At 56.7% G+C, this 26,527-nt stretch carries 24 protein-coding genes; 16 read left to right on the forward strand and 8 right to left on the reverse strand.

Features of this window, described 5'->3' with window-relative positions:
* Positions 1–13 precede the first annotated feature (13 nt).
* The 3 genes from ACZ5K9_RS09120 (at position 14) to ACZ5K9_RS09130 (ending at position 3,666) form a co-directional block, all read left to right on the forward strand.
* The gene (locus ACZ5K9_RS09120; protein ID WP_464271026.1) at positions 14–1,945 is read left to right on the forward strand and encodes a GNAT family N-acetyltransferase; all 1,932 of its coding nucleotides are present in this window, start codon (positions 14–16) and stop codon (positions 1,943–1,945) included.
* Positions 1,945–2,874 carry a hypothetical protein gene (locus ACZ5K9_RS09125; RefSeq protein ID WP_464271027.1) on the forward strand — a complete coding sequence of 310 codons (930 nt, stop codon included), beginning with the start codon at positions 1,945–1,947 and terminating at the stop codon, positions 2,872–2,874. The genes ACZ5K9_RS09120 and ACZ5K9_RS09125 overlap by 1 nt, the downstream gene beginning before the upstream one ends.
* A gap of 120 nt (positions 2,875–2,994) precedes the next feature.
* Positions 2,995–3,666 carry an MBL fold metallo-hydrolase gene (locus ACZ5K9_RS09130; RefSeq protein WP_464271028.1) on the forward strand — a complete coding sequence of 224 codons (672 nt, stop codon included), beginning with the start codon at positions 2,995–2,997 and terminating at the stop codon, positions 3,664–3,666.
* Positions 3,667–3,904: 238 nt separating this feature from the next.
* On the opposite strand, the gene ACZ5K9_RS09135 is transcribed toward ACZ5K9_RS09130, so the two are convergent.
* Complete coding sequence (locus tag ACZ5K9_RS09135; RefSeq protein ID WP_464271029.1) at positions 3,905–4,465, reverse strand: hypothetical protein; 561 nt, start codon at positions 4,463–4,465, stop codon at positions 3,905–3,907.
* Positions 4,466–4,775: 310 nt separating this feature from the next.
* On the opposite strand from ACZ5K9_RS09135, the gene ACZ5K9_RS09140 reads away from it, so the two are divergent.
* The 4 genes from ACZ5K9_RS09140 (at position 4,776) to ACZ5K9_RS09155 (ending at position 8,423) form a co-directional block, all read left to right on the forward strand.
* Positions 4,776–6,098 carry a S41 family peptidase gene (locus ACZ5K9_RS09140; protein WP_464271030.1) on the forward strand — a complete coding sequence of 441 codons (1,323 nt, stop codon included), beginning with the start codon at positions 4,776–4,778 and terminating at the stop codon, positions 6,096–6,098.
* Between the two features lie 19 nt (positions 6,099–6,117).
* The gene (locus tag ACZ5K9_RS09145; protein ID WP_464271031.1) at positions 6,118–7,269 is read left to right on the forward strand and encodes a divergent polysaccharide deacetylase family protein; all 1,152 of its coding nucleotides are present in this window, start codon (positions 6,118–6,120) and stop codon (positions 7,267–7,269) included.
* A gap of 221 nt (positions 7,270–7,490) precedes the next feature.
* Positions 7,491–7,646: a DUF1573 domain-containing protein gene (locus tag ACZ5K9_RS09150; protein ID WP_464271032.1), complete on the forward strand. Its 156-nt coding sequence runs from the start codon at positions 7,491–7,493 to the stop codon at positions 7,644–7,646.
* Positions 7,647–7,700: 54 nt separating this feature from the next.
* Positions 7,701–8,423 carry a hypothetical protein gene (locus ACZ5K9_RS09155; protein WP_464271033.1) on the forward strand — a complete coding sequence of 241 codons (723 nt, stop codon included), beginning with the start codon at positions 7,701–7,703 and terminating at the stop codon, positions 8,421–8,423.
* A gap of 51 nt (positions 8,424–8,474) precedes the next feature.
* On the opposite strand, the gene ahbD is transcribed toward ACZ5K9_RS09155, so the two are convergent.
* The 4 genes from ahbD to ACZ5K9_RS09175 form a co-directional block, all read right to left on the reverse strand.
* The gene (gene ahbD, locus ACZ5K9_RS09160; protein WP_464271034.1) at positions 8,475–9,530 is read right to left on the reverse strand and encodes a heme b synthase; all 1,056 of its coding nucleotides are present in this window, start codon (positions 9,528–9,530) and stop codon (positions 8,475–8,477) included.
* 99 nt (positions 9,531–9,629) lie between these two features.
* Complete coding sequence (hemB, locus tag ACZ5K9_RS09165; protein WP_464271035.1) at positions 9,630–10,604, reverse strand: porphobilinogen synthase; 975 nt, start codon at positions 10,602–10,604, stop codon at positions 9,630–9,632.
* 18 nt (positions 10,605–10,622) lie between these two features.
* Positions 10,623–11,813 (reverse strand): 12,18-didecarboxysiroheme deacetylase, encoded by a 1,191-nt coding sequence (gene ahbC, locus ACZ5K9_RS09170; RefSeq protein ID WP_464271036.1) that lies wholly within the window; start codon positions 11,811–11,813, stop codon positions 10,623–10,625.
* Positions 11,810–13,603 (reverse strand): AAA family ATPase, encoded by a 1,794-nt coding sequence (locus ACZ5K9_RS09175; protein ID WP_464271037.1) that lies wholly within the window; start codon positions 13,601–13,603, stop codon positions 11,810–11,812. Before ACZ5K9_RS09175 ends, ahbC begins: the two co-directional genes overlap by 4 nt.
* 478 nt (positions 13,604–14,081) lie before the next feature.
* Here ACZ5K9_RS09175 and ACZ5K9_RS09180 point away from each other — a divergent pair, with 478 nt between their 5' ends.
* The 6 genes from ACZ5K9_RS09180 (at position 14,082) to holA (ending at position 20,384) form a co-directional block, all read left to right on the forward strand.
* Positions 14,082–14,504 carry a PilZ domain-containing protein gene (locus ACZ5K9_RS09180; RefSeq protein ID WP_464271038.1) on the forward strand — a complete coding sequence of 141 codons (423 nt, stop codon included), beginning with the start codon at positions 14,082–14,084 and terminating at the stop codon, positions 14,502–14,504.
* Between the two features lie 63 nt (positions 14,505–14,567).
* Positions 14,568–15,086, forward strand: coding sequence for a hypothetical protein (locus ACZ5K9_RS09185; protein WP_464271039.1), 519 nt, complete (start codon positions 14,568–14,570; stop codon positions 15,084–15,086).
* The gene (locus tag ACZ5K9_RS09190) at positions 15,083–16,027 is read left to right on the forward strand and encodes an AAA family ATPase (RefSeq protein ID WP_464271040.1); all 945 of its coding nucleotides are present in this window, start codon (positions 15,083–15,085) and stop codon (positions 16,025–16,027) included. The genes ACZ5K9_RS09185 and ACZ5K9_RS09190 overlap by 4 nt, the downstream gene beginning before the upstream one ends.
* A 318-nt stretch (positions 16,028–16,345) precedes the next feature.
* Positions 16,346–18,835 (forward strand): leucine--tRNA ligase, encoded by a 2,490-nt coding sequence (leuS, locus tag ACZ5K9_RS09195; RefSeq protein ID WP_464271041.1) that lies wholly within the window; start codon positions 16,346–16,348, stop codon positions 18,833–18,835.
* A gap of 25 nt (positions 18,836–18,860) precedes the next feature.
* Positions 18,861–19,379, forward strand: a complete 519-nt coding sequence (locus ACZ5K9_RS09200; RefSeq protein ID WP_464271042.1) for an LptE family protein — start codon at positions 18,861–18,863, stop codon at positions 19,377–19,379.
* A gap of 6 nt (positions 19,380–19,385) precedes the next feature.
* Positions 19,386–20,384 carry a DNA polymerase III subunit delta gene (gene holA / locus ACZ5K9_RS09205; protein ID WP_464271043.1) on the forward strand — a complete coding sequence of 333 codons (999 nt, stop codon included), beginning with the start codon at positions 19,386–19,388 and terminating at the stop codon, positions 20,382–20,384.
* A gap of 107 nt (positions 20,385–20,491) precedes the next feature.
* Here holA and rpsT read toward each other — a convergent pair whose 3' ends face one another.
* The gene (gene rpsT, locus ACZ5K9_RS09210; RefSeq protein WP_464271044.1) at positions 20,492–20,770 is read right to left on the reverse strand and encodes a 30S ribosomal protein S20; all 279 of its coding nucleotides are present in this window, start codon (positions 20,768–20,770) and stop codon (positions 20,492–20,494) included.
* A 146-nt stretch (positions 20,771–20,916) separates the two neighbouring features.
* Complete coding sequence (gene greA, locus ACZ5K9_RS09215) at positions 20,917–21,387, reverse strand: transcription elongation factor GreA (protein ID WP_464271045.1); 471 nt, start codon at positions 21,385–21,387, stop codon at positions 20,917–20,919.
* Between the two features lie 320 nt (positions 21,388–21,707).
* On the opposite strand from greA, the gene ACZ5K9_RS09220 reads away from it, so the two are divergent.
* Genes ACZ5K9_RS09220 through ACZ5K9_RS09230 form a run of 3 tightly spaced genes read left to right on the forward strand, consistent with a single transcriptional unit; the run spans position 21,708 to position 25,411 of the window.
* The gene (locus ACZ5K9_RS09220; protein WP_464271046.1) at positions 21,708–22,640 is read left to right on the forward strand and encodes an aspartate carbamoyltransferase catalytic subunit; all 933 of its coding nucleotides are present in this window, start codon (positions 21,708–21,710) and stop codon (positions 22,638–22,640) included.
* A gap of 16 nt (positions 22,641–22,656) precedes the next feature.
* On the forward strand, positions 22,657–23,964 hold the full coding sequence (locus tag ACZ5K9_RS09225) for a dihydroorotase (RefSeq protein WP_464271047.1): 1,308 nt from the start codon (positions 22,657–22,659) through the stop codon (positions 23,962–23,964).
* 16 nt (positions 23,965–23,980) lie between these two features.
* Positions 23,981–25,411: a sigma-54-dependent transcriptional regulator gene (locus ACZ5K9_RS09230; protein ID WP_464271048.1), complete on the forward strand. Its 1,431-nt coding sequence runs from the start codon at positions 23,981–23,983 to the stop codon at positions 25,409–25,411.
* A gap of 57 nt (positions 25,412–25,468) precedes the next feature.
* Here the strand turns inward: ACZ5K9_RS09230 and ACZ5K9_RS09235 are convergent, their stop codons facing one another.
* On the reverse strand, positions 25,469–26,410 hold the full coding sequence (locus ACZ5K9_RS09235; RefSeq protein WP_464271049.1) for an AEC family transporter: 942 nt from the start codon (positions 26,408–26,410) through the stop codon (positions 25,469–25,471).
* Positions 26,411–26,527: the final 117 nt, after the last annotated feature.

The raw sequence follows: 26,527 nt of genomic DNA on the forward strand, positions 1-26,527 counted from the left end.
GGAAAAAGAGCTCATGAGCCTCAGCCCCGGTGGTCACCCAGAGACGAGTGAAGATATCGTCCGTTCGTGGCGGGAACGCTACGACAAAAAACTCACGGACACACGCCGTGCTTTCAGGAACCTCAAGAGAGGTCAGAGAATTTTTATCGGATCGGCCTGCGGTGAGCCTCAGAAGCTGGTGCGGGCTTTGGAGGAAACGCTGCCGAGTCTGGCGGATATCGAAATACTCCACATCCTCAGCCTGGGGACCCACACGTTCCTCGAAGAAAGTTATCATGACAAGTGCCGTCTCAAGTCGTTTTTTGTGGCGGCGGCTTCTCGTAAGGCCGTCGCGGAGGGCCGTGCCGATTATACCCCCATCAATTTGGGGGATGTGCCCGGGTTGTTTCGAAGCGGTGCTCTGCCCATAGATGTGGCCCTCATCCAGGTGTCCCCTCCGGACGAACACGGTTTTTGTTCCCTGGGCATTTCGGTGGACATTGTCAAAGCGGCCGCCGAAACGGCCAAAATGGTCGTGGCTCAAATCAACAGCCACATGCCTCGGACCCTAGGGGATACCTTTATCCACATCGACGAGATCCACGCCCTGATCCCGTGGGATGAACCGTTGTTGGAGATGTCTCCGTCCCCCCTGACCCCGACGGCGATGGCTATCGGGGCGCAGGCGGCCAAACTCATTGAAGATGGATCCACCATCCGTGTGGGTGTCGGTTCCATCCCGAGCGCTGTCATTTACGCTCTGGAAGACAAGAAAGACATCGGCGTCCATACGGACATGCTCACCGACCCTTACCTTCATCTCGTGGAAAAAGGGGTCATCACCAACGCGAGAAAGACACTTCATCCGGGAAAGATCGTCGCGAGCTTTTGTATCGGCACCCGGGCATTGTACGATTTTGTTGACAACAATCCCATGGTCGCTCTTTATCCCGTGGAATACACGAATAATTATTTGGTCATTTCGCAAAACGACAAAATGGTATGCGTCAATTCCGCCATGGAAATCGATTTGACCGGGCAGGTCTGTTCAGACTCCCTGGGGTATCAGATTTACAGCGGCGTGGGAGGCTCCGTGGATTTTCTGAGAGGCGCCCGCAATTCCAAGGGAGGGAAAACCATCACGGTGCTGCCTTCTTTGACCGAAGACGGCAAATCACGCATCGTGGCGACCCTGACGCCGGGCGGCGGTGTGGTGACCACTCGGGGCGGAGTCCAGTATGTGGTCACCGAATATGGTATTGCGCAACTCCAGGGCAAAAGCCTGCGGGAACGAGCCTTGGCATTGATCGGCATCGCCCATCCCGATTTTCGCGAAGAGCTCACGCGCCACGCGTACCGCATCCAATTGCTGAAAAGGGAACAGTTTGCCATTCGAGCCGCCAAGGCCATTTATCCTGAACAGCTCGAGATCACCCAGGTGTTCGATGAACAGACGGAGGTTTTCTTCCGTCCAGCGAAGCCGACCGATGAACGCTGGCTTCGAGAGTTCTTCTATTCCCTGCCAAAAGACGAAGCCTATATCCGATTTTTGTCCACCATGAAGGTGTATCCCCAGGTGGATGTCAACCGTCTGGTCAACATCGATTACGAAAAAGAAATGACACTTGTGGGCCTGGTGGGGGATATCGGGGAAGAACGAATCGTCGCTGTGGGGCGGTATGTTGCCGATGAAGAATCGCCTGCGGCGGAAGTGGATTTTTCCGTCCACCCGGACTACGGACGACGAGGCATTGCCTCTTTTATGATTCAGTACCTTACCGAGATAGCCGTGAAAAACGGGATTCATCTGTTTCGGGCTTATATTCGGCCGGGCAATGAGAGGGTCTTCGGTGTGTTTCAAAAATTGGGCTATCTTGTGGACAGCTCTTACATGGACGGTTTCTACGAAATCCGGGTGCACCTTGACAAGCCCGTGGATGTCTGTCTCACCGAGGTGCCGTCGTAATGGGGGAAAAGGAGTGGGAGGCCATTCGCCGGCTGTCAGAACGGCTGGATCGACTGGAGCACGAGCTGGACATGCTCAAAGGTTCCCAGGCCGCGTGGGTGCACCCCGTGGAAAGGGCTTTGAGCCAGAGGGGCCTTCCCGTGGTCCATCATGGCGACACAACCCAAGTGATGCTGCCTCCCGAAGCGCAGTCCAACGCTGTGGATCGGTTTTACACTCTGCTGCGCCGCTATTCTTTTCGGCTCTTTTTGCGGGATTTGATCCGAAGCCCCGACGGGGCGTCCTTGGATTCCCTCATGCGATACTGCTCCCTGAAAACCGTGCGTGCTTACCTCAAGGAGCTGGCCCAAATCGGACTTCTTCATGTGGACGGCCAGTGGCGTTGGCAATGGCTGCGGGATCCTGTGCCCAGCTTCGGCCCGACACTGGAATGGTTCGTGTGGCAGATTTTCCAACGCGAATTCCTCGCCCCGGGTATTTTCAACGTCCGCCTCGACCGCACGCGCCACGGGGGCGACTATGACGTCATCGCTTTAGTGAATCACCGTCTGGTGTATGTGGAGGTCAAGTCATCCCCGCCGCGGGGTGTGGAGATGCCGGCGGTGAGGGCGTTCCTGAACCGGCTCAAGGATTTGCAGCCGGATGTCGCCGTCTTCTTGGTGGACACCGAACTGCGCATGCGCGACAAGATCGCTGTGCTGTTTCAAGAGGCCTTGGCCCCCACGGGCAAAGGGGTGGAGGGCGTGGAGGTGTGCCGGCTGATCCATGAACTTTTTCATGTCAACCATGCCCTTTACTTGATCAACAGCCGACCGGGGATTTACACTAACCTCCGGGTGTGCCTTCGCGATGCATTCCGATGGCATTCGAAGTCTGGAAGCACACGAGGCCCCACGAGGATGTCGGACCGTGATCGGACCCCGGAGTAGAATAAATCGGATGGACACAGAACCGGCATGCGTCCCATTGGAAGGGATCAGGACAGTGGGCACGGTCTGACCACGGCTGTGCCCGCGCGCTCGAGCGGGAATGTGGAGGTGGACAGCACGATGCCTTTACCGAAAAGTCTGTATATCTATCCGTGGCAGAGTTATACGGAAAACAACTGTAACAGTTACTTGATCGACGGCCCTCTCAGAGTCCTCATCGATCCAGGGCACGCCCATCTGCTCCACCATCTGGAAGCCAGGATGGCGCAGGACGGCTTCAGTCTGGAAGACATTGACCTGGCCATAGCCACGCACCCTCATCCAGACCATTGCGAGGGGCTGCTGAAGCTCAAAGAGCTCGGGGCGCTCACCACCATGCACGAGGCGGCCGTGAGCTTTATCAAGGGCTTCAGTGCCCAATGGGAGCATGTGACCGGGCGCAGGATGCCGGATTTTCCGGTGGATTTTTACATCAAGGAAGGGCGGTTGGAACTGGATTCCGAAGTGTTTCGAGTGTTGGAAACACCGGGACACGCCCCCGGTTCGGTCTGTCTGTACTGGGAAGAAAAAGGGGTGCTTTTTTCCGGAGACGTGGTGTTTGCCCAGAGTGTCGGCCGTGTGGACCTTCCTGGGGGAGATCCCGGCCTCCTGGTTCGCAGTTTGGAAAAACTGATGGACTTGGATGTCCAGGTGCTGTGCCCAGGTCATGGACCGGTGTTGGAAGGCCGAGGCGATGTGAAACAGAATTTTTATCTCATTCGCCAGTACTTCTTTGGTCCCCAGGGCTCGTAAGCATGCCGGTGCCTCGGCGATTCCGAAGGTTTCCTCCAATCGGGGGTTCCCTTGTCCGGGGATCGTGAGGTGTCCGTTTGACTTCAGGGCTACCCGGTCCCGCCGATTCGTCGCACGCGGTGTTCCGGACTTTCATCGATCTCCATCGAGATGGTTTCACGAGTCGACGGCCGAGGATGCGACCCACCGAGAGCACGGGCAAATCGCCATGACTCGGAGCCCGGAGACCACGTGCCGGTTATCCTTTCAAGGGGCCGGTGACATTCGGGGCGAGAACCGCGCGCCATTCGGTCTTCACATCATCAATGGCCCGTACTAAGGCTGCTCGCGATGTTTGCCATGTGGGATCGAGGTCGGGGGTGACATGCACGGCATCTCCACGGATGCCCCTTTCGGCCAAAGCGGCCAATCGCCGTTGGCGTTGAATGTCCCAGGAATGTTCAGAGTCCGGATTCGGAGTGGCGATTAGGGCCAATCGACGCACGTAGGGTGCGTCCGCCTCCGACGCGAAGGCTTCCATGGCAGGGATGATTTTTTTCACACTCTCCTCATCGGACAATGCGCCCAAGAGTCTGTGAAGGATATGCGTGCGCGCCTCTTCTCGAAAAGGCTCGGGGATGTGGTGCCACGCTTCGCGCATCTGGTTGACGCTCCAGGCGCCATCCAAAAACCGTTGCACAATGCCGGGAACCTTTTCCAAATGTTCCTGCCGTTCCAGGGCTTCTCGCTCTTCGGCGGTGAGCACAAGGTGTTTGGTCTTTTCCAAGACGATGTCTAAAGTGCTCTTGATCTCGGCCATGTGTCCTCCTATTCCCGCTTCAATGACCGAATCCTTTTCCGAGGGCCGCACGGCGGACCGTCACACGGGATGGCGGCAAACCTGCCGGGTATGTTGAAGCGACCGCCGAAATCTTATACCGTCTTCACCCATGGAGGGCAATCTCTTGAACGGGACTGTTTCTCTCAACGAAATCAAAAGAATCGGGATTGTTAAAAAAACGTTCTCGTCTGACCGACTTCCTATATAATGACCATGGCTCGGGGAAACGCCCGAGAGCCCTCGTGAGCTATGGAGAGGTTCAATTTTTCGGATGTCAAAGGAAGAAAAGATGCGAAAAGGGAGCCGAAAATTTCATTTGGTGATGGTGACCGTGTGTGTGGCCGTTGCGGGATGGGTCGTGCTGAAGACCATAGCGACGGGGGCCGAAAAAGGTGTTTATGAACAGCTCAAACTGTTTAGTGATGTGATGAACTTGGTCCAAGATCATTACGTGGAGCCGGTCGATTCTCAGAAACTCATCTACGGTGCCATCAGTGGGATGCTCCGGGAGTTGGACCCGCACTCGTCTTTCCTCCGGCCTGAGGATTACAAGGAACTGGAAATTGAAACCAAGGGCAAATTTGGGGGGATCGGGATCGAGATCACCATCCGTAACGGGGTGCTCACGGTGGTCGCACCGTTGGAGGGAACACCGGCGGACAAGGCCGGCATTCAGGCCAACGATCAAATCATCAAAATCGACGGGGCACCCACCCAGGAAATGAGCCTGATGGAGGCGGTCCAAAAGATGCGGGGTCCTAAGGGGACAAAGGTGAAGCTGACTATCTTACGGGAAGGACAGCGCAAGCCTTTGGAGTTTGAACTGACCCGGGACATCATTTCCATTCAGAGTGTGCGGACTCGATTCTTGGAAAAAGGTTACGGATACGTGCGGATTTCCAGTTTCCAAAGTGGGACCGGTCGCGATTTGCGCAGGGTATTGGAGAAGCTTGAAGCCGAAGAAAATCCCTTGCAGGGTTTAATTCTGGATTTGCGGAACAATCCTGGAGGGCTTTTGGATCAGGCGGTGGCCGTGGCCGATGAGTTTCTGGAATCGGGTCTCATCGTCTATACGGGCGGGCGGCGTGAAAATCAGCAGATGCGTTTCGAAGCGACCAAGAATGCCTCCCCCCATCCTTATCCCATCATCGTTCTGGTCAATGGCGGCAGCGCCAGTGCTTCGGAAATTGTCGCCGGGGCCCTCCAAGACCATCGAAGGGCGGTCGTGGTGGGTGAACAGACCTTCGGCAAAGGCTCCGTCCAGACGGTGATTCCTCTCAATGACGGATCGGCCGTGCGGTTGACCACGTCTTTGTACTACACGCCGAGCGGGCGATCGATTCAGGCCAAAGGGATCATTCCGGACATTGTGGTGAAACGGATCGTGCCGAACGCCGAAAACGGAACGGAGGAAGCCCAAAGAAGGCTCCGGGAGAAGGATCTTCCGCGCCACATGGAAGTGCCGCCCGACAAACCCAAGGACCAGGAAAAGACCGCCCCGGAACCGGATCCGACGGATACCGAAAAATGGCTGGAGGCGGACAATCAGGTGCGGCAGGCCTTGGAATTGCTGAAGAGCTATCGGATCATGGCGGAGACGCGTTACAAGTAGTCGGAGGATTTCCGCCCACATGGCACCCAGTGCGGGGAAAAGGCGAACGGCGACGGGGAGAACCCTGGGGAGCGGTTTGGGGCGTCGACCCCGTCAGCGTCCCGAGGAATCCGGCAGCGCTAAGAGAAGGCGGCCGAGGGATAGCGTCTTCATCCCTCTTTTGACCGTCTGGGTCGTGGTGCTGTTTCTGTTGCTCATGCTTGTCTTCTGGGCGAAGGGAAATCCTTTCCGATCGTTTTCGGCCCGCCCCAAAGTCACCGACACGGCGGCGGTTTCGGAGCCGCGGCAGGCAGGCCGTACCCCCCAGGAGAGGGCACCGGCACTGGCCGCGTCGCCGGCTCGGCCCATGTCGGCGGTTCAGAAAAACTCGGCACAGGGCGGATCTGAATCGAAACAAAACCCGGTGGTGGCTTCTGTCCCCAAAGCGCCTCCGGTGTCACCGACACCGCCCGGTGTGCCTGAAAAGCCCCCTGTGGGCCGGATCGCTCTGGTGATCGACGATTTCGGATACGACGTCAAAATTGCCCGAAAATTCATCAACCTTCCCTTCCCCATGACTTTGGCTGTATTGCCTCATCTCCCCCATACACGGGAAGTGGCGGCGCTGGCGGCGGCTCATGGCCATGAGGTTCTGTTGCACATGCCCATGGAACCTCACGGTTACCCCAATAATGATCCCGGCCGAGGGGCCTTGCTCGTGGCTATGGCCCCCGACGAAATGGTCTCACGGATTGATAAGGCGCTGAAGGAAATACCGTCTGCACGGGGGGTCAATAACCACATGGGATCGAAGTTTACGGAAGACCCCGAGGCCATGAGGGTTGTGTTGGGCCATTTGAAGGCACGGGGCCTTTACTACCTGGACAGCTACACCAGTGCCCATAGCAACGCCCTGTCTGTGGCCCGAGAGTTGGGACTGTCGTGCATTCAAAGGGATATTTTCTTGGATCACGAACCGACCGAAGCTTTCATCCGGCGGCAACTCGAGGAACTGATCCGTCTGGCCAAGCTTGAAGGCCGGGCCGTGGCCATTGGTCATCCTTATCCGGTCACTTTGAAGGTTTTGGAAGAGAAGGTTTTGGATTTCGAAAAGGATGGGATCCAAGTGGTCCCATTAAAAACGCTGCTGCAGGAGGCTCCGAAAGAAAATGAGGTCAAGGCGGGGGCGTGATTGAGGAGATCGTGTGCATGAGCGGCCGCAGCGCAGTGACTTTTCGGGACCGCCCCAGGCTCCCCCGGCATCGACCTGTGGGACGACGGGCTCGGCCGCGGACACTGTTTGAAATGAACACATGCCGCCCTAGGTTTTTGGGGCCAGCTTGGGTCCTGGCCGGCCTATTTTTTTTCCTGGGTTGGGCCGACGCGTCTTCGCCGCCGCCACCCTCAGGAGCCGTGGCACAGCCGACGGAAAACTTCCCTCGGATTCTCATTGAAAAAGCTCAGATGGATTTGGGAGAAGTCATGGAAAGCGGCACCGTGTCCTCCGAGTTTGTGGTTCGCAACGTGGGGACGGCGCCTTTGACCATCGAACAGGTCCGCCCGGGTTGAGGGTGCAGCGTGGCCGATTTCGATCGGCTCATCCCTCCGGGCGGAGAGGGAAAAGTGAAATTATCGATACACCTTGCGGGATATCGGGGGAAGGTCAGCAAGAGCGCCGTCGTCTATTCCAACGATCCTCAAAACCCTCGAGTGTCCATTTCGGTGACGGCCAAGGTTGTCCCTTTTGTCGACATCAGGCCGAGCGATACGGTGGTGTTTCGAGGACCCGCAGCGGTCTTGAAGCCCCATGAAGTGGAGGTGGAGAGTTCGAAGACGCCGATGCGCATTTTGCGTGTGGAAAGCGACCTGGAAAAAGAAGTCGGCGTCAAGGTCGAGACCCTCGTGGAAGGCACGCGATACCGAGTTGTGATCACCAACCGGGTGGAACAAGGCGAGTATTCAGGGACCATCCGGTTGATCACGGACCATCCGCAGAAGCCGCAGATCGCCGTCACCGTGCGAGGTATGGTCGAAGGACCCATCGGCATTCGACCGACAAGCCTCCTTGTGGGGACAACCAAGGAAGGCGCGACAAGCCGGGTGGGCAAAGTGCTGGTGGTGAGTCATACCGGGACAGCCTTCCGCATCACGAAGGTGGACTATGATTCCGAGCTGTTGGAAGTGGTCGTCCGGCCCCAAGAGAACCTTCAGGGGTATGTCTTGGATGTTGCCCCTCGGCTGGAGGCCGTTCCCTGGGGGGGCCAGAAGCGGACGATGCTGAAAATTCAAACGGATGCCCGCCCACAAGAGTGGCTTGCGGTTCAAGTTTTTGTGGTCCACCAATGACGTCCGGACGTCCTCGGGGGCGACGCTGTTTGAATCCTGGGCCGAAAAGCGTCAGCTCTCGGAGGTTTGCGTTTTTGGGACGTACGTGCACAGGGGTTCTTCCGCCATGTAATCTCCCGTGGCTTCATATGCCCTGGCCCGGCATCCGCCGCAGACCCGCACATATTCGCAACGCCCACATTTACCTGCCAAGGCCTTGAAATTACGAAGGCGGCGAAAAACTTCAGAGTTCTCCCAAATGTCTTGAAAGCTTTGGTTCCGCACGTTCCCACAGTCCACTTCCAAATATCCGCACGGCTGAACTTGGCCCACATGGGAAATGAAGCAAAAACCTGTTCCCCCCAAACAGCCGCGCGTCATGGCGTCCAGTCCGAAAGTCTGGGTGTCTACGGTGCGTCCTTCCCTACGGGCCCGCTGCCTCAGAATCCGATAGTAGTGGGGGGCGCATGTGGCCTTGAGCTGGAGCGGGACTTTATCCCGTTGCTCGTAAAACCAATGAAGGGTTTTCTCGTACTGCTCGGCGTTGATGGCTTGTTCTTCCAGGTTTTTCCCCCGGCCGACGGGAACGAGGAGGAAGATGTGATGCGCCACGGCGCCAAGGGACACCGCTAGTTCCTGGATTTTCGGCAGTTCCTCGAGATTGGCTGCCGTGATGGTCGTGTTGATCTGAAAAGGAAGCTCGGCTTCTATGGCGTTCCGGATGCCGCGCATTGCGCCCTCAAAGGCGCCGGGCATTCCGCGGAAGGCATCGTGGTGTGTCGCGTCGGAACCGTCCAGACTGATGCTGATCCTCTGAATCCCGACCTCTTTCATCCGACGCGCCACTTCGCGGGTGACCAAGGTGCCGTTGGGCGCCATGGTCATCCGAAGGCCCTTGGAATGGCCATGGGCGGCAAGGTCGAAAATATCCGGCCGCAGGAGAGGTTCCCCGCCGGTCAGGATGACGATGGGGGTTCCGAGCAGGGCGATTTCGTCCAAAACGCGCATGCATTCGCTTGTGGTCAGTTCATTGGGATAGGGCTTGTCCATGGCCGCAGCGCGGCAATGCACGCACGCGAGATTGCACGTGCGGGTGACTTCCCAGGCCACGAGGCGTAACGTCCACATGGCCCCTTCCCCATGACCGTGAGCCCGTCGGGGCGGGCTCTCCCCGTGGGGGACAGTTTCCCCAGGATGCATCGAAGTGTTCCTTTCTCCGGTACGATTCTAAGCAGACAACAGTCGAGCGGCGTCCTTGGCAAAGTAGGTGATGATTTGATCCGCACCGGCGCGGTGGATGGCCGTCAGGACTTCCAGCATCACTCGATGTTCATCGAGCCATCCATTGGCGGCGGCCGCCTTGATCATGGAGTATTCGCCGCTGACGTTGTAAGCGGCCACCGGCCAGTCGAACTCCTCGCGAACGCGCCGGATGATGTCCAAATAGGCCAAGGCAGGTTTGACCATGATAATGTCGGCCCCTTCTTCGATGTCGAGCTGAACTTCCCGCAGCGCTTCCCGAGCGTTGGGCGGATCCATTTGATAGGATCGCCGGTCACCGAACTGGGGCGCCGAATCGGCGGCTTCCCGGAATGGGCCGTAAAACGCCGAGCAGTATTTGGCCGAATAGGCCATAATGGCCGTGTGGGAAAATCCTTCTTCGTCGAGGCTTTCGCGGATAGCCCCGACCCGGCCGTCCATCATGTCCGACGGAGCCACCATATCCGCCCCGGCCTGGGCATGGGAAACCGCAATGCGGGCCAGCAGCCCAAGCGTAGGGTCATTGTCCACGTCGTGACCGTGAAGCACGCCGCAATGGCCATGGCTTGTGTATTCGCAAAGACACACGTCTGTGATGACCACCAGCTCGGGACAGGCGTCTTTGATCGCCCGGACGGCGTCCTGAACCACCCCGTGGGGGGCGTAGGCCTCCGAACCCATATCGTCTTTTTCTTTGGGAAGCCCAAAGAGGATCACGGCGGGGATACCCAGCTCATGGACCTCTTTGGCTTCGTCCACGACGGTGTCTCTCGACCATTGGAACACCCCGGGCATGGATGGGACCGGCTGGCGAATCCCTCGGCCGGCCCGCACAAAAAGCGGATATATGAGCCTGTCCGGGGTCAGACGGGTTTCTCGGACCAAACGGCGCAGGTTTTCCGTTCTTCTCAATCGTCTCGGGCGATATTCCGGGAACCACATGCGGGAGACCTCCATCGATCAGGCCGGTTGCAGGCCGATTTCTTCGTCGGTGAGGTAGCAAGCGGGGTCGGGAGCCCACAGATCGCCCGTAGCAGCTTCCGCGCGCACGCGAAAGTTCCCGCCGCATATGGACAGCCATCGACACCGGGCGCACCGGCCGGTGACGTACCGTTTCTTGTCTTTAAGACGGGCCATCAAGGGATCGGACAGATCCGTCCAAATGACGCTGAAAGGGCGTTCCCGCACATTGCCGAAAGAATAATGACGCCAGAATTGATCCGCGTGGACTTGACCGTCCCAGCTCACGCAGCCGATGCCTCGGCCGGAATTGTTCCCCTCGTTCATTTCCAGCAATTTCAAGACATCGGACGCTCGCGGCGAGCCTTCCCGGAGCATGCGAAGATAGACGTAGGGACCGTCCGCATGATTGTCCACGGTGAGGACTTCCTTGGGTTTGCCGCGCAGGTGGAGATCTGCCGTGCGGTCGATGATCAAGTCCACGACGCGGCGCGTCTCATCATGGGACAAGTCATCGTGCATGAGTTTGGAACCTCGTCCCGCATAGACCAAATGGTAGAAGCACACCCTAGGGATGTCCCGCGACTCCAGAAAATCGAAAATGGCAGGAATCTCCGCGGCATTTCGGCGGTTCATGGTGAAACGCAGTCCAACCTTGATCCCCGCATCCTGACACGCCGAAATCCCTTCCAAAGCCTTTTGGAACGCTCCCTTAACCCCCCGAAATCGGTCATTGACTTCTTCCATGCCGTCTAAGCTGATGCCAACATAAGAGAGTCCGATCTGTTTCAATTCACGGGCGACCGATGGGGTGATGAGGGTTCCGTTGGTGGAAATGACAGCGCGCATGCCTTTTTCCACGGCATAGGCGGCCAGCTCCACAAGATCCGGCCTCATGAGCGGCTCCCCGCCGGAGAAGAGAACCACAGGGCAGCCGAAGGCCGCGAGGTCATCCAGCAGGAGCTTGCCTTCCGCGGTCGTCAGTTCGTCTGGAAAGGCGTGGTCAAGAGCTTGGGCGTAGCAATGAATGCACTTGAGATTGCATCGGCGCGTTATGTTCCAGACCACCACAGGTTTCTTATCCTGAGAGAACTGCAAAAGATGGGATGGAAGCTCCGTGCTGCGGCGGCCATACCGAAGAGCGTCGGAAGGCTCGACGGTGCCGCAGTAGAGCTTGGAAATGCCGATCATGAGGGTGTTCCTTTCTTCGAAGAACCGCTGTCCCCTGGCAAGGGATGTTTTCGGTAGGTCTCCCGGATGAGTTCATCGAGATAGTCTTCAGGGTTTTCTACGGCCTCTTTGGGCAGAATGAATTGGATCTGCCCGCTCCTTTCCGCGACGAGGCGAAACGCATAGTCGTAGTCCCGAGATATTTCCCGGCAAACGGCCGTGGCTGTCTTGTTTTCCGCTAATGCTCTCAGCATGATGGCCGTGATGGCGGAGTCGTCAAAGTGAATCTTGAAGCCTTGTTTATCATGGAATTCGTCTTCAAAGACCTTGATTTGATTGTACAGGGTGATCATCACATCAAAGAGTCCTTCGATGGGCTCACCCGTTTTCACGTGCTGTTCCACCAAGAGTTCGAGGCGTCCGGGAGTGAAGACAAACGGATAATTGTGGACATAGTGTTTTTTCTTCTTGAGCACCTGTTGGCGGACGCTTTCTTTTTCCTCATGAACGATCCGCTCATACAGGGTTTTCCTCTCCGGCGACTCGGGATCCTTGAGAATGGCTTCCAGGGTCTCCTGAGGGTGTAACACAAGGTCCTTGGTCACCACGAGATGACGGATGGACGTGGATGGGAGCCGTTTTTCAAAACCCAGTAACACTCGTTCAATGACACTCACCAGCCCCCGCGCTCCAGTCTTTTCTTGATAGGCCATTTCCGCAAGGGTCCACAGGGCGTCGTCTTGGAACTTGAGGTCGATGCCGTAGCAGCGGAAATCGTCCTTTTTGCCTTGGATGACCGGACTGTTGGGATTCTTAAGAATCTGGTAAAGGTCTTCCACCTCCAAAGGTTCCAGGACGGCGATGACGGGAAGGCGTCCCACAAATTCGCTTTCAAAGCCGAACTGGATGAGATCCTCGGCCTTGACGTGCTGAAGAAACTTGTAATCGTCGGATCGGCTGTGGACGGCCGCTTTGAATCCGACGCCCTGTTGTTGAATGCGTTTTTTGACGATGTCGGCCAGGCCGTTGAAAGCGCCGCTCACGATAAACAGGATGTTTTTCGTGTTGATCGTTTGTTTTTCCCGCTTGCCCGTCCGGCGGTACTGTTCGATGGCTTGGAGCTGGGAGATGGGATCGTGCGGCACACGGAGATCCACATCCGTTTCTTCCATGGGTTTCAAGAGAGCGCGTTGCACCCCAGTTCGGGAGACGTCCGGTCCGATGAGGTGAGACGAGGAAGCGATCTTGTCGATTTCATCAATGTAGATGATTCCGTATTGGGCCAGTTCCACATCGTCGTCTGCGGCGCGCACCAGGTCCCGAACCAGATCTTCCACGTCTCCGCCCACATAACCTGTTTCACTGAACTTGGTGGCATCCCCTTTGACGAACGGCACACCGATTTTTTGGGCGATAAGCTTAATGAGATAAGTCTTGCCGACCCCCGTCGGTCCCATGAGAATAATGTTGTTCTTGATGCGCCCGACGGGATCCGTTTTCCGATGACCTTTTTCCAATTGCCACTTGATTCGGTTATAGTGCGTGCAGATTTTAGTGGCCAGAATGGCTTTGGCCTGGTTTTGTTTGACCACGTACTGGTCGAGGTAAGCTTCCAATTCTTCAGGTTTCAGGTCAAACTGAATCTTACGCACGCTTTCCGAGGCTGGTTTTTTGGATTCGGCGCTTTTGGGCTGGGTGACCATCATAGGGGAAATGACCCTCACGGGACGTCCGTACTTCTTGGTCAGGAACTCGCTCAGTTCTTTTTCCAGCTCTTCTTGATCCGGAAAATTTTGGCATTGATCGCTCATGGGCCACCTGGCTGTTCTTTGTCGGTCTTGAATAGCTGATCTCTTTGATCTGCCCTTTGACTATAAGGCGCTCGTGTGGCTTTTTCAAGAAACAGGCGGATCTCGATGCGGTTGGTGAAAAATCGTTTGGGATGCTGGAAAAGGGTTGAGAAGTCCCAGGGGCTTGCGGCCGGATGGATTGGAACCCGATCCGAAACACGACCTATACAGGAGATGTCCCTTTGGCTCCCAGTCATTCACGGGAAAGGATGCCCTCGTGGGTTTGCAGGAACCGGTGGACATCCGGGCATCCCATAAACTGGCCGGTCGGCTTAGAGTAAAGTTTTAAAAGTCTTTAAGGTCAGGTTTTAGAGTGCCGAATATTAAGATGATTGAAGGCATCCTCATCTGTCCGACGTAGACCCCCGGATGGCGCATTGTGTTGCTTCTTAGAGGTGGCACATGCAGTAGGGGCGTCTTGGTAACGGAGGAAGGAAGAATGGCGAATACAGATCATTTGTTGAATGAGCTGCAAGATTTGCAGGAAACATTGGAGCTGAGCGGCGTTTTCGGGGACCAAGCCGTGGTTCGAAAAACATTCCGGGTGCCGGTGAACGAGCAGACACCGGTCTCCTTGTCCATCAGCGGCGTAGCCTACCGGGTGGCCAACATTAGTGAAGGCGGTGTGGGCTTTTTGGCAGAACAAGGCGACCTGGCGGAGGTCGGCCAACGTATGGAGTCGGTGGAGCTCCGATGCGAAGGCCGCGAAATGCAGGCGCAGGGAACGGTTCGCCACGTGACGCCGCTGGAAGACAAGATGTTTCTCTACGGTCTTTCTCTGGATCTGCACAATGATGAGGATCGAGCCTTCATGGTGAGCTTTGTGCAAAAAGCCCGACAGCGGTTTTTCGCACAGGACTAGTGTGCGGGAACGAAGGCGCACAGACAGCCGCACACTGCGGATTTCTCGCAAGGATGCCGAGTCATGGGCGAACCGTTCTGGGGTTTGGAAGATCTGGTTTATCGAGGAGGATTTCCGGTGGCGCCGTCTCGCAAGGAAGAACCGATGGACATAATGGGAGCCCTGCTTAATGGGGAAGCGCCTCAAATCACGACCGAAGAAAACGATATCATCGAGCGGCTGGCCTTTTACTTGAGACGGCTGGAACACCGCAACGCCTCCGGTGAGGAGAAAGACTCCATAAAACCTTTGTCCCGGCCTGTGGACGCTCGGCCCAAGAAGAAAGTGACCTATTATTTGACAAAACTGATCATCCAGAGCTTGGAAAAGGCGCAAGAGAGGCTCATGGCGATCCAAGCTGAGGGGTCCAAGTCCAAAATTTCCAAATCTGTCATTGTGGAAACGGCTCTGAGGACGGCGTTTCAAGATTTGAACGCCAATGGTCCCCAAAGCCGATTGTTTCAAATGCTCCAGGACGTGTGCCGGAGAGCCGAAGAATCGAGGCATAGCGCCGTGACGAGATCGGGAGAAGATGTCACATGATTATCATTTGCCCCAGCTGCAAAAGGCAGCACAAAGTGGATGAAACTCGCCTTTCTGATAAAGTGAAGGCGGCAAAGTGCGTTTTTTGCGGACATAAGTTTCCCATCCCAAAGCCGAACACCTCAGAGCCGGAGGCGCAGGCTTCCACGGAGCCCGCGCCCTCCTCCGAAGGGACGGCCTTGTCTATGCGCCGCATTGCAGTGTCTTTGAGCAAAGGAGGGGTGGGAAAAACCACCACGGCGGTGAACCTGGCAGCCGGGTTGGCTCTGGCGGGCTTCAATGTGCTCCTGGTGGACACGGACACGCAAGGGCAGGCGTCCTACATGTTGGGCGTCAAGCCTAAAGCGGGCTTGACGGAACTTATGACCGGTGAAGTTCCGCATGAAGAGTGTCTCGTAAAAGCTCGAGAACGTTTGTTTCTCCTATCGGGGGGCCGTTCGTTGGCTGGGGTGAAGCGCCTGATCGCTCGCAAGGATTTTCGAGGGGAGATGACCCTGAGCGAAGCCATGGCTCCGTTTGACGGTCGATTTGAATACGTCATCGTCGATACTTCCCCGGGTTGGGATGTGCTGACCATCAACGTTCTATTTTATGTCCAAGAGGTCCTCATTCCCGTGAGTCTCGAGGTCATGGCCATTCAGGGGCTTCTGGAATTCAGCCGGAGTTTGGCCTCCGTCCAGACCTACCATAAGGACCTCGCGGTGAAGTTCGTGGTGCCCACTTTTATGGACAAACGGGTCAAACAATCGGAAGAAATTTTGAACCAGCTCAGTGCCTATTACAACAGCCGGCTGTGTGCCCCGATTCGATACAATGTGCGCCTGTCCGAAGCGCCGGGGTACGGTAAGACCATCTATGAGTATGCTCCGGGATCGCCGGGAGCCAGAGACTATCGAGACCTCGTGCGGCGTGTCGCCGGAAACGATACGCTGTTGAGCTGAGCCGGTGTGCGCCGAGTCGCTTGCGGTGATGCGCCGGCTCAGCGCTCTGGCGGAAGTCTGCTGTGTTCCGCAGGGGCGACGCCGTGAAATGACCGGCCGCCAAAGATTCCCCACAGGGCACCCGTGAATTCGAGCCCCATCGCGGCATGCATGCTGCGCTCCTCCCCATCACTCTTAAGGAATCCGCTTCAAATCATGGAATGTTTCGGGCGTCCACCGTTGCGAACCTCGGGCGCCTGTGCTACAAGGCAAGCGCTTTTGTCCGTTTGCTCATGATCCCGGCTCGGGCCGGAAAGACCCATGATGAGGAAGCCAGTGATGGAAAGCCGATACAATCCCAAGACTATTGAAAAAAAATGGCAGGACTATTGGGAGCGGGAGCAGCTCTTTAAGGCCACGGAGGATCCCGGAAAGAAAAAATTCTATCTCTTGGAAATGTTTCCGTACCCTTCGGGGCGCATCCACATGGGCCATGTGCGCAACTATTCCATCGGGGATGTGGTGGCCAGGTTTTTGTCCATGCGTGGCTACAACGTCCTCCATCCGATGGGGTGGGATGCCTTCGGGATGCCTGCCGAAAACGCGGCCATCAAAGCCAAGACGCATCCGGCCAAGTGGACCTATGAGAATATCGAGTATATGCGAAGCCAGCTGAAGCAGCTGGGCTTTTCGTACGATTGGACCAGGGAATTCGCCACCTGCGATCCGTCGTATTATCGGTGGGAACAACTTTTTTTCATCAAAATGTTCGAACGGGGTTTGGCTTATAAGAAAAAGTCCTACGTCAACTGGTGCAACACTTGCCAAACCGTTTTGGCCAATGAACAGGTGGAAGACGGGGCGTGCTGGCGCTGTGATCAGCCCGTGATCCAGAAGGAAATGGAGCAGTGGTTTTTCAAGATCACGGACTATGTGGAGGAGCTTCTGGAATGGTTGGATAAACTTCCCGGGTGGCCGGAACGCGTCCTCACCATGCAGCGCAATTGGATCGGCAAGAGTTTCGGGAGCACCATAAGGTTTCCGTTGGCTTCAGGTCAAGGTTTCATCGAGGTTTTTACCACGCGCGCCGACACACTCTTCGGAGCGACCTTCATGAGCCTGGCCCCGGAACATCCTCTGGTCCCCGAGCTGTGTCGTGGATCGGAATATGAAGACGCCGTCCTTGCCTTTGCGGAGAGGGCGAAGCAGGCCAAACGGGCTGAACGTGTCGCCGACCTGCTGGAAAAGGAAGGCATCTTTACCGGGAGTTACTGCATCAATCCCATGACTCAGGAGCGGATGCCCATCTATGTGGCCAATTTCGTGGTCATGGAATACGGCACGGGGGCTGTGATGGCCGTCCCGGCCCATGACCAAAGGGACTTCGAATTTGCCCGGAAGTACAACCTTCCCCTTAAGGTGGTCATCAGGCCCAGCGATGCCGCGACCGCGCCGGATCCCAACGAGCTGTCCCATGCTTTCGAGGAAGACGGCGTCCTTGTGAACTCAGGGGCCTATACCGGCATGAGCTCAGCGGAAGCCCGCGAGGCCATCACGCGGGATTTGGAGGCCGCGGGGCAAGGCGGTCTGACGGTCCAGTATCGACTTCGGGACTGGGGTATTTCCCGCCAACGCTACTGGGGGGCGCCCATTCCCATCGTTTATTGCGATCGTTGTGGGACGGTTCCCGTCAAGGAAGAGGACCTTCCCGTCATTTTGCCTCTGGAATTGGAAATGCCGGAAAACGGGGCATCGCCACTCCCCTTGAGCGAATCCTTCGTGAAGACTTCGTGCCCTCGTTGTGGAGGCCCGGGGCGCCGGGAAACGGACACCATGGACACCTTTGTGGAGTCGTCCTGGTATTTCGCTCGGTTTGCCTGTGCCGATTACGACCAAGGGCCATTGGACGGCCGCCGAGTCCATTATTGGATGCCTGTGGATCAATACATCGGCGGGATTGAACACGCCGTGCTCCATTTGCTTTATTCGCGGTTCTTCACCAAAGTGCTTCGGGATATGGGGTATCTGCAGGTGGATGAACCCTTCACCAACCTGCTCACCCAGGGGATGGTCATTAAAGACGGCGCCAAGATGAGCAAATCCAAGGGCAATGTCGTGGACCCCGACGACATGATCCGGACCTACGGCGCAGATACGGTGCGTTTGTTCTGCCTCTTTGCGGCACCACCGGAAAAGGAGCTGGAGTGGAGCGATCAAGGCGTGGAGGGGGCATACCGTTTTCTGGGACGCGTGTGGAGGCTCGTGGCAGAAAATCAGGAAAGACTCAAGAGCGTGCGGCCTTACGACGGCTCGACTCCCTTGCCTCAAGGACTCCAAAGCCTCCATCGTAAAACCCACCTGACCATTAAAAAGGTCACCGAAGACATCGAGCAGCGGTTCCATTTCAACACGGCGATTGCCGCCGTTATGGAGCTGGTGAACGAAATTTACGGCGTCATCGACAAAGCCAAGGAAGACAATACCAGTTGGCCGGTGATCCGGGAGGCGGTGGAAGCGGTCATCCTGATGCTTTCACCCATGGCTCCGCACATCGCCGAAGAATTGTGGGGCGAATTGGGGTTGCCGGCCAGCGTGGCGAAAATGCCGTGGCCGGCCTACCGGGAAGAAGCGCTCGTGGCCGACACCGTTTTGGTGGTGGTTCAGGTGAACGGCAAACTGCGCAGTCGTCTCACGGTGCCGGCGGACATTACCGAGGAGGCTTTGAAGGAAGCCGCCCTGGCGGATCCCAAGATTCAAAGTTTTCTGGCGGGCAAGCCCGTGCGTAACGTCGTTGTGGTGCCGAAAAAACTCGTGAACATCGTGATCTAGAACTACATCCCACAGGGAGGAGCTCGTGGGCTGGAGTCGAGGGAGCGTTCTTGGGCTGAGTCTCCTCCTGTGCTGTTTTTCCTGTGGCTATCGGTTTGCCGGGGACGGCGCGGGCGTGGACCCGAGAATTCGGACTGTGGCCATTCCCGTTTTCGAAAACCTGACGGCAGAGCCCGGGATTGAAGCGGTTTTCACGGGGGCTTTGCGTCAAGAGTTCCTGATGAAGAGCCGTCTTCAGGTGGTTCCGGAACCTCAGGCTGACGCTGTGTTCATCGGGCAGATCCGGCGCCTGACCACCACCGATGTCGCCCATCGCAAGGCTCAGGAGACCGCCCTGACGCGGCTGACCGTCACCTTGGACGTCCGGTGCGTGGATCGGGCTACGGGGACCATCCTCTGGCAGGACCGCTCGCTCACTTTCTTCGAGGATTATCGTCAGAATCCCGATGCCATGATGGCTTTCGAAAGCCGCCAGGAAGCCCTGAGAAGGGCGGCGCGTGAGACGGCCGCCCGAATTTTCGACCGGTTTATGAGCCGGTTCTGACACATCATGGACAGTCGTCTCTTCCTCAAACGCCTGCACGAAATCCCCTTCAAGAATCTCTATCTTTTCCGAGGTGATGAAAACCGCCTCATGGACAAAGCCTGGGCGGAATTGGTTCAGGCGCTGACGGCTGTGGAAAGTCGGCCGGTTTCCGGCGAAACCTTGGAAGCTAAGGACGTCTCGATTCAGGAGGTGATCGGCAGGGTTCGCACCATTCCCATGTTTGCTCCTCGCCGCGTGCTCAGAGTTCGCGATGTGGACCAGTGGTCCAAGGAGCAGCGAGAGGTGTTGGAGGGCTATTTGGCCCAGCCCTGTGCCAAGAGTCATGTGGTTTTCACCGTAGGTGCCAAGAAGAGCTGGAAAGGGCTTGAAAAGGCTGTGGAAAAACATGGCCTCATTGTGGACTTTCAGGCGGTTCCCGAAGCTCAGCTCCCCGCATGGGTTCGTGAAAAAGCTGCAGCGCTCGGAAAAACCATGACCTCCGCTGGAGCCGCTGCGCTGGTGAATGCGGTGGGAACAGACCTTGAGGCTCTAGAAAGCGAAATAGAAAAGCTGTGCCTCTATGTGGGGGAAGCCTCGGCAATCACCGAACATGACGTGGAAGCCGCATCCAGCCGCATTCGTCCGGAGCACGTGTTCAAGCTCATGGACCATGTGGCTGAAGGCCGTGCGGACCTCGCCTTAGAGGCGCTGCGGTATCTTGTGCTCAAAGGAGACTCCCCTTTGGGACTCCTGGCTCTCCTCTCGCGTCACCTGCGCTTGTTGTGGCAAGTGAAGGATGGCCTTTCAAGGGGATGGAACACGGTGACCATCGCCCAAAAGCTCCATCTTTCTTCTTACGTTGTGGAAAAAATGGCTCGTCACGCCGTGCACTTTTCAGAAGACGCCCTCATGGGGCTCCACGCAAGCCTCGTGGCCATGGACCTGTCCCTAAAAACCACCGGCATGGCTTCGGAAAGAGTTTTGGAGACGCTCACCTACAAGATGTGCTTTCTCAGGAGATGACAAAAGGCGGCCCATCTTTTGAGGCCGCCTCACAGGTGCTGTCGGGGGAGTCGTGGGACGTCGAAAAGCGGGTGCCGCGGAATGACGAAAATGCCCGCACGCAAGCATCACGCGCTTTGTGCAGCCATTAACCCGTTGACTCTTTTGGTCAGCCTGGAGATCTTCCGCGACGCTGTATTACGATGGATAGTGCCCTTAGCGGCGGTTTTCGCAATGATGGACGTGGCTTCCCGGAGGCGCTCGACGGCCACGTCCACTGAGTTGTTGCGGATGGCCTCTTCCAACTTCCGAATGGCTGTCTTCATGCGGCTCTTGCGCGCACGATTGCGCATGCGTCGTGCCTCACTCTGTTTGGCTCGCTTGATGGCTGACTTGTGATTGGCCAAGACCTTTACCTCCTTTGGTTGTTTACCGTCATGATGCCCGGAAAATGCTCAAAGTTGCTCAAAAGGCTTTGCTTCTATCTTTTGATTTTCTCGCTGTCAAGATGCTTCCTGCATAGAATGTCGTGCGGTTCCGTCGCACGGCGCTGTTAAAGGCGCACTTCAACGATTTCCAACTGTCGGATCCCTTTCGGCGTGCGCACCGACACCGTTTCACCCTCTTCCTTGCCGATCAATGCCTTGCCCAGCGGCGACGTCACAGAAAGCGTTCCAGATTGGATGTCGGCCTCATAAGGACCGACCAGTCTGTAGGTATGCTCTTCGCCGCTGTCCAGATCTTCCAACACCACGGTCAAGCCAAACATGGCTTTGTCACCGTTGGAGCCATTGGTTTCCACGATTTCGCAGTGCGCCAGTTTTTCTTGAAGATCAGCAATGCGCCCCTCGATGAGGGCCTGCTTTTCCTTGGCTGCCTCGTATTCGGCGTTTTCCGAAAGATCGCCGTGTCCGCGGGCTTCTTCAATGGCCTTGATCACTTTGGGCCGTTCTTCCTTCTGCAGTCGCTGCAGTTCCTGACGGAGTTTTTCGTAACCTTCTTTGGTGATGGGAACCCTTTCCATGTCCTGCCTCCAGGTCCAATGAAGTCACCGTCGGAACCGTGCAGGAAAAGGTCGACACAACCCGACACTTTCCCGTACCGTAAGCCCCCGCATATCGTCATGGGGTGGCGGAAGGCGGCCGTTGCTGAACATCGGGATGGCGAAAGCATTGTGCACGGCTCCGTGGTGTCGATTCCTTTATAGAGATTACATCGGAGTGTCAAGAATCCTTTGATGTCTCGAGAGGATTTGATTTTTTTGCTCTCCTTTAGGGGCGAAACATGGTAATTTTTCACGAAAACATCTCGTAGGGTCTTTGGACACGCATTGAGGATGCGCACATGGCCTTTTCGAGGAAAGATCTTCTTGGCATGAGGGATTTGGAGCGACATGAAATCGAAACCATTTTGGACACCGCCGAATCCCTGAAGGAAATCAATCGTCGATCCATTAAAAAGGTTCCCACCCTTCGAGGGAAGACCGTCGTTCATCTTTTTTACGAACCCAGCACTCGGACGCGCACCTCGTTCGACATTGCTGCGAAGCGGCTCAGTGCGGATACCTACAGTATCGCCACAACCACCAGTTCTCTGGTCAAAGGCGAGACTTTCCTGGACACGATAAAGAATTTGGAGGCCATGCGCCCGGATGTATTCATCATTCGGCATTCGGCCTCGGGGACCCCGCACCGCATCGCGCAGCGCACCACGGCTTCGGTGATCAACGCCGGGGACGGGATGCATGAACACCCCTCCCAAGCGCTCTTGGACATGTTGACCATCCGGGACCATAAGGGGCGCCTCGAAGGTTTGACGGTGTTGATCGTCGGGGACATCGCCCACAGTCGGGTGGCCCGATCCAACATTTGGGGGCTGACCAAGATGGGGGCGCGGGTCATTGTCTGTGGCCCCCCGACGCTCTTGCCGTCCCACATTGATGAGCTTCCCGTGACGGTCTCACCGCGCCTCGAACCGGTGATTGGATTGGCGGACGTCATCATGGTCCTCCGGCTTCAGAGGGAGAGGCAAGGGCAAGGTTTGTTGCCGTCGCTGCGCGAATACGCGACTTATTACGGCCTCGATCGAAAGAAATTGGCCGTGGCCAAGCCCGATGTTCTGATCATGCATCCCGGTCCCATGAATCGCGGCGTGGAGATCAGCCCTGAGGTGGCGGATGGTCCTCATTCTGTCATTCTTGATCAGGTGACCAACGGGGTGGCCGTGCGCATGGCGTTGCTCTATTTACTGGTCCAAAGAGATGAATCGGCCGATTGAAGGGAGCGGATGCCCGATGACGGTAGGGGAAAAAGCTCGGGAGCTGATTCTTCGCGGGGGTCGCATCTTGGATCCCGAACAGCGCATCGACAGGGTCGGAGACCTGGTCATCCGGGACGGCTGCATTCATGCCTTGGAGTGGGTGCCACGCCCGGTGACGCCGTCCGAGGACATCCGCGTGATCGACGTGACCGGCAAATGGGTGGTCCCGGCCTGGGTGGACATGCACGTGCATTTGCGGGAACCCGGTGAAGAATACAAAGAGACGATCGCCACGGGAACGGCCGCTGCCGTGGCGGGTGGTTTCGGGGCAGTCGCCTGTATGCCCAATACGAAACCTGTCAACGACAACGCGGCGGTGACCGGATTTATTCGGCGCCGAGCTCAAGAAGAAGGATCATGCCGAGTTTATCCTGTGGCGGCTATCAGTAAGGGGCTGAAGGGAGAGGAGCTTTCCGAGTTCGGAGAGCTTCGTGAGGCCGGCGCCGTAGCGGTGTCCGACGACGGTCGACCCGTCATGAATGCCGCTCTGATGCGGCGCGCCTTGGAATACGCCAAGGCCTTTGACCTTTTGGTCATCAGCCACGCCGAAGACGAAGCCTTATCCCGAGGCGGCCACATGCACGAAGGGATCGTGTCCACGACGTTGGGACTCCAAGGGATACCCGCCGCCGCGGAAGCGGTCATGATCGCCCGGGATGTGCTTCTGGCCGAACTCACCGGCGGCCGCCTCCATATCGCCCATGTGAGCACCGAGGCGTCGGTCTGGATCCTTCGTGAGGCGAAGCGGCGGGGCATCAGAGTGACCTGTGAAACAGCCCCTCATTACTTCACTCTGTCCGAAGAATACGTGGACGGTTTCGATACCGTCTATAAAGTCAATCCTCCCCTGCGGTCCCGACGGGATGTGGAAGCCATCAAGGAAGGTTTGGCGGATGGGACCATTGATGCCATTGCCACGGACCATGCCCCGCACAGTGTCTTAGAAAAAGACACAGAATTTCAAGATGCCGCCAACGGCATGATCGGCCTCGAATCAGCTCTCCCCTTGGTCCTCCGATTGATTGAGGAAGGAGTGGGGGAACCCTTGGATGTTTTGGCTCGTGTCACGTGTAATCCATCGAAGATATTAGGTATTCCCATGGGAAGCCTTCGGGAGGGGGGGCCCGCCCACGTGACGGTGATCGACCCGGATGCGGAATACATCATTGACCCCGAAAGCTTTCAATCCAAAGGGCGCAATTGCCCTTTCCGGGGATGGGCCGTGAAGGGACGCACGGTCTTGACCGTGGTCGATGGCATCGTGCGTTACTCTTTAAGCTAGGGGAGCACACAGCCGCATGCCACACCATGCCAACGGTCGTCGGATCCTTGTCGTGGACGATGAAAGAAGCATGCGGGAGTTCCTTGAGATCATGCTTCAAAAGGACGGCTACATCGTCCGTTGCGCGGCCAGCGGGCTGGAGGCTCTGGAAATCCTCAAGCAGCAGCAGTTCGACCTCGTCATCACCGACATCCGCATGAAACCTGTGGACGGATTGGAAGTCCTGCGGCAGTGCAAGCATCTTTCCCCTTCGACCGTGGTCATTATGATTTCGGCATACGCCAGCACGGAAACGGCGGTCGCCGCCATGCGTGAGGGGGCTTATGACTACCTGCCCAAACCGTTCAAAATCGACGAGATGCGCCGGGTCATCCAAAGCGCCCTCAAAACCCAAGGTCGGGAAGTCACGCTTCAGGCCCGTCAAGGTCCCTTATATTTCGGGTGCATGATCGGGGAAAGCCCGGCCATGAAAAAAATCTATGAGCTGATCGAGAGGGTGTCGGCGACCACCAGTAACGTCCTGATTACGGGGGAAAGCGGCACAGGAAAAGAACTGGTGGCCAAGGCCATTCATCGTCGTAGTCCGCGGGCAGACAAGCCTTTCGTGGCCGTCAACTGCGCCGGCGTGCCGGAGTCCCTGATCGAGAGTGAGCTTTTCGGGTATCGAAAGGGCGCCTTCACAGGGGCGGCCTCGGATCGCAAAGGGCTGGTGGAAGCCGCCCAGGGCGGGACCCTGTTTTTGGACGAGATCGGGGAATTGTCTTCGAGCCTGCAGGTCAAATTATTGCGGGTCGTCCAAGAGAAAACCATCCGCATGGTCGGCGACACTAACGATATCCCTGTGGATGTGCGCATCATCTCCGCGACGAACCGAGACCTGGAACAAATGGTCCTCGACCGGCAGTTTCGGGAAGATTTGTACTTTCGACTGAACGTGATCCAACTGCGGGTTCCTCCCCTCAGAGAACGGCGGGAGGACATTCCGCTGCTTGCCGACTATTTTCTCGCCAAGTTCTCCAAAGCCTTCGGTAAAGATATCCAAAAGATTTCCGCCTATGCCTTGGACATTTTGAAAAATTACGATTTCCCAGGAAACGTCCGGGAACTGGAAAACATTATTGAGCGGGGCGTTGCTTTGGAATCGTCGAGCATCATATTGCCCGAAAGTTTGACCATCGCCACGTCCCGCAGGAGGCGTCGCGACGACCTTGAAAGCTTCCAGCCCGTGCTGCCTCCGGATGGCATGGATCTTTCCAAGTTTCTTGCGGATCTGGAAAAGACTCTGCTCCTTCAGGCTCTGGAGCGGTCCGGGGGATCCAAGCAAAGAGCCGCTCAGCTCTTGGGGTTGTCTTTCCGATCGTTTCGCTATCGACTGTTCAAACACGGCCTGACCACGGAAGACGACGACGAGGAATCCGGTTTGAAGCCTTCGCCTTCTCGAGGGTGAGGACACGCTTGGGCCGACATTTTCGAGGGTCCCGGAAAAGACCTTCCACCTGGCCCCTTACCAACGAAAAGACAGTAAAACGGCGTAGGTCCATCCGGACACCAAAGTCAAAAGTGAAGTGGCCGCCGCAGCCAACTCCGTGTCCCCGCCCAGTTCCGAGGCCATGATATAGGTGATGGTCGCCGGCGGAGCCGCTGTGAGAATGAGCACCGGCGTGTGAAACGATGGAGGAACGCGCAACCAACGCATCAGGCCATAGACGATGATCGGAAACAGGATCAGTTTCAGTCCCCCGATGGTGCCCATGGCCGGAATAAGCTTTCGGAACGCCCCGAACGACAGCGATGTGCCGATGAGGAGTAGTGCCAACGGAAGCGCCATGCCCGAAAGGATTTTCAGGGATTGAGAAAACGCCGGATGCAAGGGGACGGAAAGATAGGAAAAACCGGTTCCGGCCGTTACCGAAACGATAATGGGATTGGTGGCGACGCGTTTAAGGGTTTCCCAAGGGTCGAAACGGCCGTGCACGGAGGTGTCCAGCTCTTTTGGCTTGTAGTAAGCAAAGACACAAACGGCGAGCAGGTTTTGGGCCACAATCAAAAAGCTGCTCAGGAGGGCCGTCTGGGCGAAAAATTTTTCCCCAAGGGCGTAGAAGGCGATGGCATAGGCCATGTAACCCAAGTTGCCATGAAAAGCGCTATGCACAAAAGTCGTCTTAAAAGCTTTCGGTTTAGAGCTGAAATGGGCAATGACAAGGGCGAAGACGGTCACGACGGCGAGACCGGTCAGCATGGCCAGGACAGCGCCCGCGTGAAAGTTTTCCGAAAACGAGGATCGGGCCACTTCGTGAAACAACATGGCAGGGACGGCCACATAATAGACCAGCCGGTTGGCTGAGGTGATGAAGGGTTTCCCGACAAATCCTCGGTGCATCAGCACATACCCGAGACCGATGATGGAAAAGACAGGAAGAATGTGGGTGACAAAAACGTTCAACATCCGCCGCCTCCGCCGTGCGAGAATGGATCTGGGCACATGAACTGAAAAGGCTTGACCTTGGCAAGCCTCGGCTTTAATAGACTCGGGACCCTTACGGGGTAAAGTCCAGAATGCAAG

It is taken from the genome of Desulfosoma profundi (genome assembly GCF_055387865.1).

What these genes read in the sequence shown, in the direction of transcription:
- ACZ5K9_RS09230 (WP_464271048.1), top strand. Translation starts at nt 23,981, where the DNA reads ATGCCACACCATGCCAACGGTCGTCGGATCCTTGTCGTGGACGATGAA.
- ACZ5K9_RS09140 (WP_464271030.1), top strand. Translation starts at nt 4,776, where the DNA reads ATGCGAAAAGGGAGCCGAAAATTTCATTTGGTGATGGTGACCGTGTGT.
- holA (WP_464271043.1), top strand. Translation starts at nt 19,386, where the DNA reads ATGGACAGTCGTCTCTTCCTCAAACGCCTGCACGAAATCCCCTTCAAG.
- ACZ5K9_RS09130 (WP_464271028.1), top strand. Translation starts at nt 2,995, where the DNA reads ATGCCTTTACCGAAAAGTCTGTATATCTATCCGTGGCAGAGTTATACG.
- ACZ5K9_RS09220 (WP_464271046.1), top strand. Translation starts at nt 21,708, where the DNA reads ATGGCCTTTTCGAGGAAAGATCTTCTTGGCATGAGGGATTTGGAGCGA.
- ACZ5K9_RS09235 (WP_464271049.1), bottom strand. Translation starts at nt 26,410, where the DNA reads ATGTTGAACGTTTTTGTCACCCACATTCTTCCTGTCTTTTCCATCATC.
- ACZ5K9_RS09175 (WP_464271037.1), bottom strand. Translation starts at nt 13,603, where the DNA reads ATGAGCGATCAATGCCAAAATTTTCCGGATCAAGAAGAGCTGGAAAAA.
- ACZ5K9_RS09225 (WP_464271047.1), top strand. Translation starts at nt 22,657, where the DNA reads ATGACGGTAGGGGAAAAAGCTCGGGAGCTGATTCTTCGCGGGGGTCGC.
- ACZ5K9_RS09145 (WP_464271031.1), top strand. Translation starts at nt 6,118, where the DNA reads ATGGCACCCAGTGCGGGGAAAAGGCGAACGGCGACGGGGAGAACCCTG.
- ACZ5K9_RS09135 (WP_464271029.1), bottom strand. Translation starts at nt 4,465, where the DNA reads ATGGCCGAGATCAAGAGCACTTTAGACATCGTCTTGGAAAAGACCAAA.
- greA (WP_464271045.1), bottom strand. Translation starts at nt 21,387, where the DNA reads ATGGAAAGGGTTCCCATCACCAAAGAAGGTTACGAAAAACTCCGTCAG.
- ACZ5K9_RS09125 (WP_464271027.1), top strand. Translation starts at nt 1,945, where the DNA reads ATGGGGGAAAAGGAGTGGGAGGCCATTCGCCGGCTGTCAGAACGGCTG.
- ACZ5K9_RS09185 (WP_464271039.1), top strand. Translation starts at nt 14,568, where the DNA reads ATGGGCGAACCGTTCTGGGGTTTGGAAGATCTGGTTTATCGAGGAGGA.
- ACZ5K9_RS09120 (WP_464271026.1), top strand. Translation starts at nt 14, where the DNA reads ATGAGCCTCAGCCCCGGTGGTCACCCAGAGACGAGTGAAGATATCGTC.
- leuS (WP_464271041.1), top strand. Translation starts at nt 16,346, where the DNA reads ATGGAAAGCCGATACAATCCCAAGACTATTGAAAAAAAATGGCAGGAC.
- ahbC (WP_464271036.1), bottom strand. Translation starts at nt 11,813, where the DNA reads ATGATCGGCATTTCCAAGCTCTACTGCGGCACCGTCGAGCCTTCCGAC.
- ACZ5K9_RS09190 (WP_464271040.1), top strand. Translation starts at nt 15,083, where the DNA reads ATGATTATCATTTGCCCCAGCTGCAAAAGGCAGCACAAAGTGGATGAA.
- ahbD (WP_464271034.1), bottom strand. Translation starts at nt 9,530, where the DNA reads ATGTGGACGTTACGCCTCGTGGCCTGGGAAGTCACCCGCACGTGCAAT.
- ACZ5K9_RS09180 (WP_464271038.1), top strand. Translation starts at nt 14,082, where the DNA reads ATGGCGAATACAGATCATTTGTTGAATGAGCTGCAAGATTTGCAGGAA.
- hemB (WP_464271035.1), bottom strand. Translation starts at nt 10,604, where the DNA reads ATGTGGTTCCCGGAATATCGCCCGAGACGATTGAGAAGAACGGAAAAC.